Below are 15,169 nucleotides of genomic sequence, written 5' to 3'. Positions count from 1 at the left end.
GCGCTGTCCGCCTCGTGATCGGAGACGAGCGGCAGCGGGTCAGATTACGGTTTTCTCCTCCGGGCGGTCGGGCCGGTCGGCCGGGGCGCCGGCTTCGGCCTCGGCCTCGGCCGCGAAGGGGGTACGCAGTCGGGTCATGGACGCGGCACTGACGTCCGCGGCCGGACTGCGCTCGTCGTCGACGACCCTGCCCCCCTCGATGGTGAAGGGGTTCCGGGCGGACGTCATATCGGGCACGAGGTGCTCCAGGAGATGTGCACGGCAGCGCTCGACTCAGTCGTCGGCAGCTTCGAAGCCGTGGAGAGGCGGAGGGGCGGGCCCGGCGATGGGCCATCGGTGCCCGCACCCACAGCCTAGCGGCCGGGGGCAACCGGCGGGTACGGGACCGACGCCACCAGCCGATCGCGGGCGTTCTCGCGCCGGCCCAGGTCGGGGCGTGATCTGTCCGACTCACCCTGCCGGGTCGAGTCGGCACGGCTACGGTCGAGACTGCGGAAGCCGGCCCCCGACCCGGGTTCGGTGTGGTGCGAACGGACAGGACAGACATGACGGTTCAGATCGATCTTGCTGGCAGGACCGCCCTGGTGACCGGCTCGACCCAGGGAATCGGCGCCGCCATCACGGCCGCGCTCGCCCGCGCCGGGGCTCGGGTCGCCGTGAACGGCCGTACCGCCGCCTCGGTCGAGCGCGCGGCCACGGCGCTGCGCGGCGAGGTCCCCGGCGCCGAGGTCGTCGAGGTGGACGCCGACGTGTCGACCGACGACGGTACGGCTCGCGTGCTCGACCTCCTGCCCAGCGTCGACATCCTGGTCAACAACCTCGGCGTCTTCGGCCCCACTCCGGCTCTGGAGATCACGGACGACGAGTGGCGTCGCTACTTCGAGGTGAACGTGCTGGCCGGCGTCCGGCTGACCCGCGCCTACCTGCCCGGGATGATGGAACGCGGCTGGGGTCGGGTGCAGTACATCGCCAGTGACTCGGCGGTCGCCATCCCCGCCGAGATGATCCACTATGGCGTCTCGAAGACGGCCCTGCTCGGCGTCTCGCGCGGGTTCGCGAAGGCCGCCGCCGGCACCGGCGTGACAGTCAACTCGGTGCTGGCCGGACCGACCCACACCGGGGGCGTGGAGGACTTCGTGGCCGAGCTCGTCGGCGACAGTCTGCCGTGGGAGGAGGCGCAGCGGGAGTTCATGCGGCAGCACCGTCCGCAGTCGCTGCTCCAGCGCCTCATCGAGCCCGAGGAGATCGCCAACATGGTCACGTACCTCGCCTCGCCGCTCGCCTCCGCGACGACTGGCGCGGCGGTCCGGGTCGACGGCGGCTACGTGGACGCGATCGTCCCGTGACGGTCGGCTCAGAACTGGACGACGTGGCCCACGCGCGGCGGCGTACGACCGGCGAGGACGTCGAGCCACGCGTGCCGCAGGGCCTCGGGACCGTTGCCGACCCGCACGTCGATCCATGCGCTCGCCGCCGGGACGAACCGCTGCCAGGCGTCGGTGAACCGCCTGTCGAGCCCGTCGCGGCCCCAGTCCCGGCTGCGCTTGCGCATCTGCACCGGCGCGAAGAAGACCTCCCCGGCGGCGTCCGCGTTGGGCGTCTGGTTGGTGAGCCCGACCGCGATGTCCCGGACGAGCCGGTCGCCGAGGTGACCGCGCAGCGCGGCCCGGGTCGCGGGGGCGCCGGACAGGTCGAGGTACACGGTCGGGACCGCGTCGAGGGCGTCGATGTCGTCGTACGTGACGACGTCGTCGTAGCAGCCGAGGGACCGCGTGAACGCGACGTTGCCGGGCGAGGTGAGCCCGACCAGGCGCGGGCCGCGACCGTGCAGTTCGGACGCGGCGGCGTACGCCGTCTTGCTCGACGCCGACGACAGCACGATCGAGCGCGCGCCGTAGAAGTCGTTGTCGACGACCTGGTCGGCGAGCATGAACGAGGTGAAGAACAGCGGCCGGAACAGGATCAGCAGATCCTCCTGACCGGCCTGGTACGCCGGGTCTGAAGCGGTCGAACGGTACGCGTTGTACGGCGAGGGCAGCTCGGCCCGGTGCGGGCTCACGTCGCGGAACCCGGACGCGTCCACCCGGTCCGGCCGGACCACCAGGTGGCCGGCGGGAGGCAGGTAACCGTAGACCCGTTGACCGGCCTCGACCCCGGCAACCGTCGAGGCGACCACGTCGGCGAAGCCCCACAGCGGCGGAAGCCCCCACTGCGGCCCGAGCCCGCGCGGACCGGGCGGAAAGAACTCCCAGTAGCGCATGGCGTCGCCGAGCACCGCGTAGGTCACGTTGTTGGCGGTGAGGCCGACGCGGTCGACGCGCAGCAGCGCCGCGCCGGCGGGCAGCGCGGGCGCCTCGGCGTCGGCGAGCGTGGTGTGGTGCAGGTCTTCACGGGCCACGGCGAAGGTCCACGAGTCAGCCATGGCCTGACGCTAGACAGCCTCGAATTGAGAGACAAGTGCACTGGGAGTGCAAAATCCCACTCGACGGTCAGGGCTGGGGCGCGGTGACGTGCCGCAGGTGGCCCAACGGCAGGTGCGGGGGCTGCCACTCCAGGAACAGGGCCGTGGCGTCGTCGTCGAGCTGCTCGTCCTGGTACGCGAGGACGGCACGCACCAGGCGGCGCATCGTCTCCGGGCTGGGCAGCCCGTCGTTGAGGGCACGGTTGACGAAGTCGACGAGCCGGTCCACCCCGAACCGGTCCCCGTCGATGCTCTTCGCATCGGTGATGCCGTCGGTGTAGGCGAGGATGCGGTCGCCGGGGTGCAGCTCCTCCTCGTGCACCTGGGGTCGCGCCTTTGACAGGTGGCCCAGGCCGAGCGGCAGCGCGGTCGGCCCCGGCAGCTCCCGGATGGCCTTGCCGTCGCGCAGCAGCATGGCGCCGGGGTGCCCCGCGTTGATGATCCGGAGCCGACCGGTGCGCCGGTCCAGCTCGGCGAGCAGCGCGGTCGCGAAGTAGCTCGGGTGCTCCGAGCGCACCCACCTGTCGATGCTGATGGCCGTGTCGACGAGGTCGAGGCCGGACCGGCGGGCGTTGCGGTACGCGCTGACCACCAGGGAGGCCAGGGTGCTCGCCTTGATGCCGTGCCCGCAGGTGTCGAAGAGCCCGAGACTGAGCACGTCGCCGTTCAGCGCGTAGTCGAAGATGTCGCCGCCGACGTCGTAGCACGGTTCGAGGATCGCGGTGATCACCAGATCGTCGGTCGCAAAGGTCAGCGGCGGCAACAGCCCCCACACGATCTCGGCGGCGACCTGCATCGGCAGCCGCCGCCGCATCCGCTCGACGACATCGCCGTAGAGCCTGCGGTTCACCAGGACCTGGGCGACGTTGACCGCCAATTCCCAGGCCGGCCCGTCCAACGCCGTGTCGGCGGCGGCCGGCGACACGACCTCCAGCACGCCCAGCCGCTCGCAGCCGAGCAGCAGGGGCACCCAGAGCCGGTCCGGGTTGTCGGCGGCACGCTGCACATCGAGGGTGGTGAACGCCCGACCGGCCAGGGTCGTCTCGATCGTCAGCTCGTCCCGGTCGAGACCGGCGCCCAGCAGGGGCACGAGACAGGACTGGTTGTAGTCGGCCAGATAGATCACGATCTCGGTGGCACCGACTGCCCCCGCGGCCCGGCTGACCAGGAGCGCCAATTCGTCCGGCCCGCCCCGGGGTGCGTTGAGCTGCAACCAACGCACCGCGTCGCCGGCGTCGACCAAGCTCCACCTCCCGTGTCCTGACCACCGTAGAAGCCCGGCGGCCAACTGACCAATACGCGGAGGCCCGGCGAGACGAGGGACTCCCTGCCGTCGCTCAGGCTGAGCCGCCGCCGAACGGTAAAGGTGGGCTATTTGAAGGGATCTTGGGCGTTATAGAAACTTTGCGGCATTGTTATGCAAAAGTCCGATTACGTCCATCTGCGGTCTGGTCCGGCCGCCCCACTGCCGACCCGACCGGTGTCCGGTGCGACGCATTCGTGAAAGGGCACATCGTGACAAGCACATTATTGCGCCGACCTCGCGCGGTCATGTCCGCGTTGACGGCCGTCGCCGCCGCTGGCGCGGCCGTCGCCGTACTCGTCTTCAGCGGCACCGGCGCGAGCGCAGCCGAGGCGCCGGTAAACCTCGGGACGGCCGCGAACTTCTCCGTGCTGGCCGGCGAGAGGGTCACCAACACGGGGCCGAGCTTCCTGGCGCAGAGCCTGGGCGTCAGCCCGGGCAGCGCCGCAACCGGCTTCCCACCAGGCGTCGTCGCCGGGGAGATCCACCTGGCCGACGCCGTGGCGCTGCAGGCCAAGAACGACCTGACCACCGCGTACAACGACGCCGCCGGTCGGACGCCGTTCACCAACCTGCCCGCCGAACTGGGCGGCACCACGCTGACTCCGGGGGTCTACCGGATCGGCGCCGCACAGCTGACCGGGACGCTGACGCTCGACAGCCAGAACGATCCGGCGGCGGTGTTCATCTTCCAGATCGCATCCACCCTCGTCACCGCCTCCGGCAGCAGCGTGGTGTTCATCAACGGCGCCTCACCCTGCAACGTCTACTGGCAGGTGGGCAGCTCGGCCACGATTGGCACCGGCAGCCGCTTCATGGGCAACATCCTGGCCCAGACCTCGATCGCCATGAACACCGGCGCCACCCTCCAGGGCCGCGCCCTCGCACGGACCGGCGAGGTCACTCTCGACACCAACACCATCAACGCGCCCGCCTGCCTCCAGCCGACGGGAACCCCCACGTCGACGCCGACCGGTACGCCGACGGGCACGCCCACCAGCACTCCGACCGGAACCCCGACGGGCACCCCGACCGGGCAGCCCACCGGGACACCGACGGGCCAGCCCACCGGGACACCGACGGGCCAGCCCACCGGGACGCCGACCGGGCAGCCCACGGTGGCCCCCACCCGCACCGAGCTGCCCGTCACCGGCGGTAGGGGTGGCGGCGGCCTGCTGCCCGCCCTGAGCGCGGTCGGCAGCATCGCCGTCGCCAGCGGCGCAGCCCTGCTGCTGCTTGTGCGCCGACGTCGACAGCTCGAGTCCTGACGAAGCGTCCCGGCGGCCGGGTGACCGGCCGCCGGGGCACTCCCAAACCCACCGCGCAGCGCACCGAGCTGCCCAATCTCATACTTTCGGCTAGTAATACTTCACACTTTCGGGTAACGTGCACGCCAACACCTGAACGACATGACGCGGCGGCAAGGCCCGTGGTTGTGGTCCTGCCGACAGCGCATCGGATTCCTCCGGTCGCCCTGGTCGACGGGCATGCGCGGAGAGGACCAGCCCATGGTCACGACTGTCGAAACCACCACCGGCACCGCCTTCGGCCGACGGAGCACCACCGCCACCACCGACGAACTGATAGTCGAGCTGGCCACCACCCCCGCCGACGACCCGCGCCGACCGGCACTGCGCGAGCGCGCCATCGAGGCGTGGTTGCCGCTCGCCCGCCACCTTGCCCGCCGCTACTCGGGGCGCGGCGCCCCCGACGAGGATCTGACGCAGACCGCCATGGTCGGCCTCATCAAGGCCGTCGACCACTTCGACGCCACGCGGGGTGTCGACTTCAGCGGGTACGCCATCCCGACCATCGTCGGCGAGATCAAGCGGTACTTCCGGGACCGCACCTGGGCGGTGCGGGTGCCGCGCCGCCTCCAGGAACTCCGGCTCTCGATCACCGCCGCCAACAGCACACTGACGCACACCCTGGGCCGCTCGCCCACGGTGGCCGACATCGCGGCCTACCTCGACGTCTCCGAGGAGACCGTGCTGGAGGGGCTGGAGGGGGCCCGCGCGTACCGGGCGACCTCGCTGTCCACCCCGATGGGCATCGACGGTGGCATGGAGCTGGGCGACACCCTCGGAGAGCACGACCACGAGTTCGACCTCGTCGACCTCCGCGTCGCCCTCGGCCCGGCGCTCGCCACGCTGCCGGAGCGCGAACGACGGATCCTCAGTCTGCGGTTCCACGGCAACCTGACCCAGGCCCAGATCGCCGAGCAGATCGGCGTCTCCCAGATGCACGTCTCCCGGCTGATCACCCGGGCGCTGGCCACGCTGCGCGGACACCTCTCCGCGGACTTCGCCTGATCCACCCGACCGCCGCGGCCCCGCAGCCCGGCCGGTGCAAAGGCCGACCGCCGCCTCGGCCGTCGGCCCGTCGGTGCTCAGTCTCGCCGGTCGTCCACCATCGCGGCGAGCAGCGCGGCCATCGGCACGGTGGCGAAGCCGACCCGGGCGTCGCTGGCGCCGTACGGCATCCACAGCTCACCGTCGTGGACGAGCCCGCCGCAGGAGTAGACGACGTTCGGCACGTAGCCGTCCCGGTCGGACCGCTCGGGGGCCAGGAGCACGCCGGGGAGGCGCGCGACCACCCGATCCGGTCGACGCAGGTCGAGCAGCAGCGCACCGATCGCGTACCGACGCATCGGGCCGACGCCGTGGGTGAGCACGAGCCAGCCCGCCTCGGTCTCGATGGGAGATCCGCAGTTGCCGACCTGGATCAGCTCCCAGCTGTCCCGGGGAGCGTGCAGCGGAACCGGTGGCTGCCAGCGGTTGTCCGCGTTCAGCTCGGTCAGACCGATGGTCTCGCCGTCGGCGCGGCAGAGCGCCAGATGCCGGCCGCCGACGGTACGCGGAAACAGCGCGACCCCCTTGTTGCGGACTCCCGGCCCGCGCATCGGGGTCATCTCGAAGTGGCGCAGATCGGGGCTGACAAGTGCCCGGGTGGCGATGCTGCGGCCGTCGTAGGCCGTGTAGGTGGCCCGGTACACCGGATCCGACCCGTCGGTGAAGAGGACGAACCGGGCGTCCTCCATGCCGTTGCTCTCCGCCGGGGTGGCCGGCCAGAGCACGCGTTCGTGCAGGACCGTCTCCGCGGGAAAGGCGGTGGCGTAGCTGCCGGCATTGGTACGGCGCAGGTGCTCCAGCGTGTCCAGCCCGGTGCTGCGGGAGAGCAGATCCGGCGGCAGACCACCGAGCACCCGCTCGAAGGCCGCCTCGTCGTACCTGTCGGGCAGCGCGTCCAGCACCGTGGCCGTGACCTCGTTGTCGCAGTCCTTCTCGGCCAGACCGGCCACGAGCAGATCCCGGCGGTGCCGCACTCCCGTCCGCTGTCCGACGACCAGGGGGCCGGACCGGTCGGTGACGGTGAGCTGGTGCCCCGGCCCGAGAACCGCGCTGGCGAACCCGATGGACGACAGGTGACCCTCGCCGATCTGGCGGAGGCTGACCGCGACGCGCAACTGCCCGGCGCTCAACCGGCTCTGGTCCGGGTGGGCGACCATCGACGGGTTGCACAGGGCGGCGGCCTCGACCGCGTACTCGTGGCTGAAGTAGGCGCCGACCAGGAGCCGACTGGCGGGCGAGAGGTCCGGGGCCCGGGCGGCGCGGTGCCGCACGAGGTCGTAGTGGTGCTGGAACGTCGCGGCGAGGTCGCGGTGCCGGGTGCCGAAGCGGTCGAGCGTGTCCCGCAGCAGCCGGTCGGTCTCCTCGTCGTCGAGGCCCGCGACACGCTCGATCAGCGCCCGCGCGCGGGTGCGTACCACCGCCGCGTCCTCGCCCGGGACGAAGAGCTTGACGACGACCCGGCGGGGGTCGGGGGTGAGGGTGACGTCCTGGCGGACGGCCAGGACGTCGGTCACGACCACCGCCGGGCGTGCTGGAGCGTGGCGATGAGCGCGAGGGTGGATTCGGCGCCCTGGTTGAGGTTGGGGCCGTGCGCGGTCAGCCCGTCGTAACCGCCGCCGGTGCCCGGATCCCACATCGGCGTGCCGAGGTCGTTGTCACCGAGGAACCAGCCGATCGCCTGCCGCACCCCGTCGTCCCAGGCCGGGTCGCCGCTGACCGTGGCGGCCGTGGCGCAGGCGTCCGCCAGGGCCGCGACCTCGATCGGCTGCTGGTCGTGGTGGAAGCGCACGGCGCCGCGTCGCCACCCGGCGGCGGGTACGACTGACAGCCGTCCGTCGCGCAGTTGAACGTCCCGCAACCAGGCCAGCATCCGCAGACCCTCGTCGAGGGGCGGACCACCGTGGCGTAGCTGGCTGGCGACGATGACGACCTCGGCGAGGGCCGCGTTGGCGTAGGTCAACCGTTGTTGCGGCCACGGCCACCGCGCGTCGGTGTCCGGTGCGCCGACGGCGCTGGCCGCGTCCGCAAGTAACGCCGCCGCGGCCACGTGGCCCGGATGGCGACGCAGCACCTCGGCCGCGCCGAGCCCGGCGAAGGCCATCGCGTGCGGTGCGGGGGATCGTCGCGTCGCCCCGCGACTGAAGGCGACAAGCCCCTCCTCCCGTACCCAGGCGGCGGGACTGCGGGCGACGGCCGTGCCCAGCCCCCACAGCGCTCGACCCCACCAGTCGCCGAGGCCCGGCTCGTCGGTCCAGCGCCGGTCGTGCCCGAGCCGGTTGTGGAAGGCGCCGGCGGCGTCCTGCGCGTGGGTCAGGAACGCGAGGTAGCGCTCCGCGAGCCGCAGGAGTTCTGCGGTCGGCTCGGGCTCGCGGCAGAGAACGACCAGGCCACGGGCCACGTCGTCGGTGCAGTAGCCGTGCTCGCGCCGGACGATGGCGTGGCGGGCGTGCTCGAACAGGCCTGTGTCGTCGCTCAGCCGGGCCAGGTGCGCGAAACTCGGCGCGGGTGCTGTCGCCCACCGCCTGCTGGAGGTCGTCCGGGAGCGGCCGACGGTCGCGGTCACGCCGACACCACACTGACCACGGCCGGGCGTACGTCGGTGAGCCGCTCGGCGAGCATGCCGTAGCGGGCCGCCACCGCCGGCCAGCGCAGATCCGCGGCCAGCGGCCGGACCCGGCCGGCCAGCCGGGTCGCGAGGCCCGGCTCGGTCAGGATCCGCCGGACCGCCAGGGCCAGCGCCGCCGGGTTCTGATGGGGTACGACCAGACCGGGCCCGCCGGTGAGCAGCTCGACGGCGTGTGGGAACGCCGTGGCCACGACTGGCACTCCGGCGGCCACCGCCTCGATGAGCACGCCTGAGGTGACCTGTTCATGGGAGTCGTACGGCAGCACGACCACGTCGGCCGAGCGGATCAGGCGGCCCAGGGCATCCTGGTCGTGGTAGACGTCCTGGTAGTCCACGGCGTGCGCGATCCCGAGCTGGGCGCCGAGCCGGTGCAGACCCGACCGGTACGTCTCGCCGTGGTGCTCGACCACCTTCGGGTGGGTCCGTCCCGCGACGGTGTAGGTGGGCGTCGGTTCGAGGTCCTGCAACCGGGCGAGGGCGCGCAGCGACCACTCGATGCCCTTCCCGGGGCCGATCAGTCCCCAGGTGAGCAGGTGCGGGCGGGTACGCCTGTCGACCGGCACACCGGCGAGCTCGGCGGCGCCGTGCGGGATGACAGTCACCTTCTCCACCGGCACGTCGTAGCCGATGAGCAGTCGGTCCCGGGCGGTGTCGGTCATCGTGACGACCGCCCCGGCGGCGGCGACGATCCGCTCCAGCAGGGACTTCTGCCGGGCGGAGGGCTCGCGCAGCACGGTGTGCAGGACCACGATGCTCGGCACGGTGAGCCGGCGCAGCAACGGCAGGACGTCCTCGCCGTCGGCGCCCGGGTAGATGCCGTACTCGTGCTGGACGATTGCCACGTCGAAGGTGTTCAGGGCGGCGGCGGCGTCCCGCCACCCGGCCGGCGTCCGCGCCGACCAGGTGTGCACCACCCCGGGGGAGGGCCGCTGGTCGTCGCCGTGGTCGGTGACCCGCACGATTCCACCGCGCGTGCCGTCGGCGGTGAGCTGGGCGGCGAGGGCGGAGTTGAAGGTGGCCAGTCCACACCGCGTCGGCGGGTGGGTGCTGAGAAATCCGTAGCTGGGCATGAACGTCGGGCCTTCCGGTTGTCGGCCGCCACCGTGGTACGGGGGCACGCCTCACGCGGTGACGGCGTACGCCGGTCAGCGTGTGTGACCGGCGGAACGTGTTCGGGGGTGATCAGCTACGGGTGGGTGTCAGACCGCTGTCGCCTGGTCGGGGACGACCTGCCGGTCGACGGGCGCGGCGACGCGACCGACGAGGCGCTCGTAGACGGCGAGGTAGTCGGTGACCATCCGGTCCGCGCCGAAGCGTTGCAGGGCCCGTCCCCGGCAGGCGGCCCGGTCGAGGCCGGCGACCACTGTCACCGCGTCGACGGCCTGCTCGACGGTGTGGACGAGGCATCCGGTGACACCGTCGTCGACGACTTCCGGCATGGACCCCCGCGCGTACGCGACGACAGGCGTGCCGCAGACCATCGACTCCACCACCGACAGGCCGAACGGTTCGTCGAACGCGATCGGGTGCAGCAGGGCGGCGCTGGCGCCCAGCACCTCGGCGCGCCGGCGCGGGCCTACCGACCCGAGGAAGACGACCCGGTCCCCGTCGATGTGCGGGGCCACCTGCTCGGCGAAGTACCGCTCGTCCTGCACGATGCCGCAGATGATCAGGGGTCGGCCGGCGCGACGGGCGATCTCGATCGCGGTGTGGGTGCCCTTGTCGGGGTGGATGCGGCCGAACGCGGCCAGTCCCGGCCCGGCGTCGCGGGTGAACGGCAGCCCGCCGATGTCGACGCCGTGGTGGACCGTGGCGACGTAGTCGAGTTCCGGCGCCCGGTCGGCGTCGGAGATCGACACGTACGACGAGCGGGCTCGGGCGTAGGCGGGCAGGATCCCGGCACCGGAGAACCCGTGCACGGTGGTGAGCAGGGGAGCGTGGCAGTGCTCCGCGAACGCCAGCGGCAGCCAGTCGAGGTGGCTGTGCACCAGGTCGAACTCCGCCGAGCGGGCGAACGCGTGGGAGACGTGCATCGCCTCCCACACCCGGCCGTCCAGGGCCGGGTCGTCCGCGTACCCCTTCGGGATGACGCCGTCGAGCCGGGCGGAGGTGACGGAGTCCAGCGTCGCGAAGAGCGTCACGTCCACGCCTCGGCTGACCAGCCCCTCGGCGAGCAGGCCGGTCACCTGCTCCCAGGGGCCGTAGTGGTGCGGGGGCGTACGCCAGGCGACCGGGCCCAGTAGCGCAACCCTCACACCGACGGCGCGTCGGCGAGGTCGGCCGGGTCGAGGTGCAGGGTGGCGAGCAGCCCGGAGTGCTTGGCCGGGTCCACGCGCTCCGGCAGCTCACGCTCGACCCAGTCGGCGCGGGCCTGCTGGCCTCGATCGCGTAGCGCGCTGACGATCCTGTGCCTGGCGATCCTCATCTGGTGCTCCCTTGTTGAGCCGTCCGGACCGGTGATGCGCCTGGACGGCGGTGTGAAAGCGCGGGTGGGATGCCGTCTCCGGGCAGTGCCGCGAACCCGAACGTGCCGTCCTGGGTGAAACCCGACCGGCGGGACGTGGCCGGTGACAGACCACCATGGCAGGCACGCCGCGCGACGGGAAAGGACGATCGGTAATGCCCAGACGGGCTGGTGGCGGCGACATCCGGCGGCCACCGGGGGCCCCGGGCGACATGCCCAGCGTACGCCCCGTCCGGTGCGGCTGCACGCGCACGGCATCCGCGCCCCCGACGCGCCGGGGTCAGGGCTCCAGCACGACCTTGCCCGGCCGGCTGCGCGCCTCGGCGAAGACCAGCGCGGCGGAGACCTCGGTGAGCGGGTAACGGGCGGCGATCTGCGGCACGATCACTCCCTGGCGGAGCAGATCGAGCACGATGCCGAGGTCGGTACGCAGCCGACGCCAGAACGCCGTGGGGCGGGTGCGGCGGCCGGACCAGAATTTGTAGAAGCCGACCCGGTGACCGTTGGGCAGGGCGTTCCAGGTGTAGAGGCGAGCGAGCAGCTTCACGAAGACCCAGACGACCGACTGCCCGGTGCCCACGGCGGCGGCGTTGCCGTAGACGACCAGCTTTCCGCCGGGGGCGAGCAGCCGGTACGAGGTGCGTACGCCCGGGCCGGCGACCGGGTCGAAGACGGCGTCGACGCCACCCGGCGACAGCTCGCGGATGCGGTCGGCCATTTCGGGGTCACGGTAGTCGAGCGGTTCGACGCCGAGTTCGCGCAACCCGGCGTGGTGCCGTGCGGCGGCGGTGCCGATGACTCGCAGGCCGAGGTGTCGGCCGAGTTGGACGAGCACGGTCCCGACGCCGCCGTTGGCGCCGTGCACGAGGATGGTCTGGCCGGCCTTCAGGTCGGCGTCCCGCAGCATCTGCCAGGCGGTCACCCCGTTGACGACGACGGTCTCGGCCGCGGCGGGGTCCAGATCCGCGGGTACGGGGGCCAGGGCGTCAATGTCGACAAGCGCGTAGGTGGCCCAGGCACCAGTCTTGGTGACCGCCGCGACCCGGGTGCCGATCAGCGCGTCGTCGCCGCCCGGGCCCACCGCCCGCACCGTGCCGACGAGGTCGTAGCCGGGCACGAACGGAAACTTCGGCTGGCCGGGGTAGAGAGCGTGGCGCATCTGCTGCTCGGCGAACGAGATGCCGGTGGCCTCGACCTCGACGAGCGCCTGCCCTGCGGCGGGAACGGGCATGGCACGTCGGTTGACCTGGAGTCCGTCCGGCTCGACCACGCCGGGCAGCACCACTTCGGTGATCATCCTGTCGGTCGTCATCGTCGTTCTCCTTCTGTTTGTAAGTGTGCACTCACACACATCTTGGCCGGAAAAAGTGGGCCGCCCGGGAGCGGCCCGTTGGTGCGGACGTCGGGATCAGGGGTGGCGGATGCCTGCGGTCAGCGCACGAGCCCACGGCTCGGGCACCTGCTCCAGGCCGGCGGTCACGATCAGGTGGCAGAGCTGGCCGTACGCGAAGAACTGCTGCACCTGCGCGTCGCTGGCGCCCGACCGACTCCGCACGAAGGTGGCGACCCGCTTGTAACCGGCCCGCACCGCCTCGGCGACCTCGGGGACGTCCGTGACGGCCTGCGCCTGCACCTGGAACAGCAGGAGATCCCGGTCGGCGATCAGCTCGGCGTACGCGTCGCCCATCGCCTCCAGGACCTCCTCCGGCCCCGCGTCGCCGGCCCGCTCCGCCCCGGCTTCGAGCACCACGACGATCCGCTCGAAGCACGCCCCGGCCGCCGCCACGAACAGCCCGAGCTTTCCGGCGAAGAGCCGGAAGACGTACGCCTCGGAGATGCCGGCGGCGGCCGCCACGGCGGTGACCGGGGTGGCGTGGAAGCCGGTGCGCGCGAACGCCGAGACGGCGGCGTTCAGAACGGTGGCCCGGCGGGCCTCGGCGGTGGATCGCATGTTTGTAAGTGTGCACTCACAAACATCTGCCGTCAAGCCCGCAGGCGCGGCTCTCACTCCAGGGGATACAGGCGTGCCGGATCGCCGGCCCGGAGGCTGTCCGCGTCGCCGTCCGGCGTGCTGGCCGCGATCGAGCCGAGCAGCGCCAACGAACGTGCCGACTCCGTACCGGGCTCGGCGTGGTAGATCACCAGGAGCTGTCCCTCGGCGCCGGCGACCGCGAGCTTGTCGCAGTACAGGTCGAGATCACCCACCTCGGGGTGGTGCAGCCGGCTCACCACACCCTCGCGCCGCCGCACCTCGTGCCGGGCCCACAACTGGCGGAAGCAGTCGCTCTTGAGCGACAACTCCCCCACCAGCGCCGTCAGTCGCGGGTCGTCGGCGTCCCCGGCCGAGTCGGCGCGCATCTGCCCCACGACGCTCTGCATCGCCTGCCGCCAGTCCCGGAACAACTCCCGCTCCGCCGCGTCCAGAAACACCGCGCGCAGCCGGTTGGCGCCCGGCGCGAGATTCGGCGACAGCGCCCTCGCCATCCGGTTAGACGCCAGGATGTCGAGATAGCGGTTCTGCACGAAGGCCGGCATGGGAAGCTCCCGCACCAGGTGCAGGACACTGGCCGGCACCCGTTCGACGGCCGGCCGGACCGCCCGACGCGACCGCGGACGCGTCAACCCGATCATGTACGCGGTGGCCTCCGGGTCCAGTCGCAGCACCCCGGCGAGCGCGTCGAGGACCTGCACCGAGGGGTGCCGCTCACGGCCCTGCTCCAACCGCAGGTAGTAGTCGGCGCTGATGCCGGCCAGCATCGCCACCTCCTCGCGGCGCAGGCCAGGCACCCGGCGCAGGCCGACGCCCGGGCCGAGACCGACGTCCTCGGGCCGGACCTGTTCCCGCCGGGCACGCAGAAAGTCGCCGAGCTGGTTGGTGACGTCCATGCCCTTGACGGTAGATCGCCCCACGGCCCGGTGACTGGCCGTGTCACTACCAGGAACACCCCGCCCTGCCGCCCGGCCGGATGCCGACGGACAGTCGTCGTAGGCCGATCTTCGGACCGTCCGCATATCCACGACGACAACGGTTAGAGGTACGACATGAGCGACAACCTTCCCGGCGGCTCCCTGACCCCCGCCGACGGCCTCACCCTGAGCCGGATGGGCTACGGGGCGATGCAGCTGGCCGGCCCCGGTGTCTACGGCCCGCCGCGCGACCGTGCGCAGGCCCTCGCCGTGCTGCGCGAGGCCGTCGATCGGGGCGTCCGACACATCGACACGAGCGACTTCTACGGCCCGGTGGTGGTGAACGAGCTGATCCGCGAGGCCCTGCACCCGTACCCCGAGGATCTGCACCTGGTCACCAAGGTCGGCGCGCGACGCGGCGCCGACCGTTCCTGGATCCCCGCGCTGGAGCCGCACGAGCTGAAGGCCCAGGTCCGGGACAACCTGCAACACCTCGGCCTGGACGTCCTCGACGTGGTCAACCTGCGGGTCGGCGTGGCGGAGGGCACCGGCGACGACCCCCTGTCCGAGCAGTTCGGCGCCCTCGCCGAGTTGCGGCAGGAGGGGCTGATCCGGCACCTCGGGCTCAGCAACGTCACGCTCGACCAGCTCACCGAGGCCCAGGCAATCGCCCCCGTGGTCACTGTGCAGAACCTCTACAACCTCGCGAACCGACAGGACGACGCCCTGGTGGACAGGTGCGCGGCGGAGAACATCGCGTTCGCGGCGTTCTTCCCGCTCGGCGGATTCACGCCGTTGCAGTCCGACATCCTCAATGACGTGGCCACCCGGGTGGGCGCCTCGCCACAGCAGGTAGCCCTGGCCTGGTTGCTGCAGCGCTCCCCCACCACCGCGCTGATCCCGGGCACGTCGACGCTGGCACACCTGCGGGAGAACCTCGCCGCGGCCGACCTGACGCTGCCGGCCGACGCGATCGCGGACTTGGACACCATCGGCGGCTGACCGCAGCCCGCTGGGGCCGGGCCGGGCCGGACGCCGATGTCACCTCGCGCAGGCG

General features: G+C 72.1%; 15 protein-coding genes. 4 read left to right on the top strand and 11 right to left on the bottom strand.

What is annotated here, in order from left to right; translation table 11 throughout:
* Positions 1 to 39: 39 nt before the first annotated feature.
* Entirely contained in the window at positions 40 to 228 is a 189-nt protein-coding gene (locus tag MILUP08_RS04290; protein ID WP_039905345.1) for a hypothetical protein, read from the bottom strand.
* Between the two features lie 317 nt (positions 229 to 545).
* On the opposite strand from MILUP08_RS04290, the gene MILUP08_RS04285 reads away from it, so the two are divergent.
* Positions 546 to 1,346 carry an SDR family NAD(P)-dependent oxidoreductase gene (locus MILUP08_RS04285; protein ID WP_007455046.1) on the top strand — a complete coding sequence of 267 codons (801 nt, stop codon included), beginning with the start codon at positions 546 to 548 and terminating at the stop codon, positions 1,344 to 1,346.
* A gap of 8 nt (positions 1,347 to 1,354) precedes the next feature.
* Here MILUP08_RS04285 and MILUP08_RS04280 read toward each other — a convergent pair whose 3' ends face one another.
* Together MILUP08_RS04280 and MILUP08_RS04275 are read right to left on the bottom strand one after the other, a co-directional pair.
* Positions 1,355 to 2,422 carry a DUF2855 family protein gene (locus MILUP08_RS04280; RefSeq protein ID WP_007455045.1) on the bottom strand — a complete coding sequence of 356 codons (1,068 nt, stop codon included), beginning with the start codon at positions 2,420 to 2,422 and terminating at the stop codon, positions 1,355 to 1,357.
* 67 nt (positions 2,423 to 2,489) lie between these two features.
* Positions 2,490 to 3,704 (bottom strand): PP2C family protein-serine/threonine phosphatase, encoded by a 1,215-nt coding sequence (locus MILUP08_RS04275; protein ID WP_007455044.1) that lies wholly within the window; start codon positions 3,702 to 3,704, stop codon positions 2,490 to 2,492.
* A 272-nt stretch (positions 3,705 to 3,976) separates the two neighbouring features.
* Here MILUP08_RS04275 and MILUP08_RS04270 point away from each other — a divergent pair, with 272 nt between their 5' ends.
* The gene (locus MILUP08_RS04270) at positions 3,977 to 5,032 is read left to right on the top strand and encodes an ice-binding family protein (protein WP_039907259.1); all 1,056 of its coding nucleotides are present in this window, start codon (positions 3,977 to 3,979) and stop codon (positions 5,030 to 5,032) included.
* A 240-nt stretch (positions 5,033 to 5,272) separates the two neighbouring features.
* Positions 5,273 to 6,076 (top strand): RNA polymerase sigma factor SigF, encoded by an 804-nt coding sequence (locus MILUP08_RS04265; protein ID WP_007455041.1) that lies wholly within the window; start codon positions 5,273 to 5,275, stop codon positions 6,074 to 6,076.
* A gap of 77 nt (positions 6,077 to 6,153) precedes the next feature.
* On the opposite strand, the gene MILUP08_RS04260 is transcribed toward MILUP08_RS04265, so the two are convergent.
* From MILUP08_RS04260 to MILUP08_RS04230, 8 genes are all read right to left on the bottom strand, one after another.
* The gene (locus MILUP08_RS04260) at positions 6,154 to 7,629 is read right to left on the bottom strand and encodes a glycoside hydrolase family 130 protein (RefSeq protein WP_007455040.1); all 1,476 of its coding nucleotides are present in this window, start codon (positions 7,627 to 7,629) and stop codon (positions 6,154 to 6,156) included.
* Positions 7,626 to 8,678: a hypothetical protein gene (locus MILUP08_RS04255; RefSeq protein WP_007455039.1), complete on the bottom strand. Its 1,053-nt coding sequence runs from the start codon at positions 8,676 to 8,678 to the stop codon at positions 7,626 to 7,628. Before MILUP08_RS04255 ends, MILUP08_RS04260 begins: the two co-directional genes overlap by 4 nt.
* A complete protein-coding gene (locus MILUP08_RS04250; protein ID WP_007455038.1) occupies positions 8,675 to 9,811 on the bottom strand; it encodes a glycosyltransferase in 1,137 nt (378 codons plus the stop codon). The genes MILUP08_RS04255 and MILUP08_RS04250 overlap by 4 nt, the downstream gene beginning before the upstream one ends.
* A gap of 129 nt (positions 9,812 to 9,940) precedes the next feature.
* Positions 9,941 to 10,996: a glycosyltransferase family 4 protein gene (locus tag MILUP08_RS04245; RefSeq protein ID WP_007455035.1), complete on the bottom strand. Its 1,056-nt coding sequence runs from the start codon at positions 10,994 to 10,996 to the stop codon at positions 9,941 to 9,943.
* Positions 10,993 to 11,166 carry a hypothetical protein gene (locus MILUP08_RS35770; protein WP_007455033.1) on the bottom strand — a complete coding sequence of 58 codons (174 nt, stop codon included), beginning with the start codon at positions 11,164 to 11,166 and terminating at the stop codon, positions 10,993 to 10,995. The genes MILUP08_RS04245 and MILUP08_RS35770 overlap by 4 nt, the downstream gene beginning before the upstream one ends.
* A gap of 319 nt (positions 11,167 to 11,485) precedes the next feature.
* Positions 11,486 to 12,517: a medium chain dehydrogenase/reductase family protein gene (locus MILUP08_RS04240; RefSeq protein ID WP_007455032.1), complete on the bottom strand. Its 1,032-nt coding sequence runs from the start codon at positions 12,515 to 12,517 to the stop codon at positions 11,486 to 11,488.
* 96 nt (positions 12,518 to 12,613) lie between these two features.
* Entirely contained in the window at positions 12,614 to 13,156 is a 543-nt protein-coding gene (locus MILUP08_RS04235; RefSeq protein ID WP_007455030.1) for a TetR/AcrR family transcriptional regulator, read from the bottom strand.
* A gap of 53 nt (positions 13,157 to 13,209) precedes the next feature.
* Positions 13,210 to 14,091: a helix-turn-helix domain-containing protein gene (locus MILUP08_RS04230; protein ID WP_007455028.1), complete on the bottom strand. Its 882-nt coding sequence runs from the start codon at positions 14,089 to 14,091 to the stop codon at positions 13,210 to 13,212.
* Between the two features lie 156 nt (positions 14,092 to 14,247).
* Between MILUP08_RS04230 and MILUP08_RS04225 the strand changes: the two genes are divergently transcribed.
* On the top strand, positions 14,248 to 15,114 hold the full coding sequence (locus tag MILUP08_RS04225; protein ID WP_007455027.1) for an oxidoreductase: 867 nt from the start codon (positions 14,248 to 14,250) through the stop codon (positions 15,112 to 15,114).
* Positions 15,115 to 15,169 lie beyond the last annotated feature (55 nt).

This window comes from Micromonospora lupini str. Lupac 08, assembly GCF_000297395.2.
GTDB lineage: Bacteria > Actinomycetota > Actinomycetes > Mycobacteriales > Micromonosporaceae > Micromonospora > Micromonospora lupini.
Note: the sequence above shows the minus strand (reverse complement) of the source record. Positions and strands in the feature narration are given on the sequence as shown.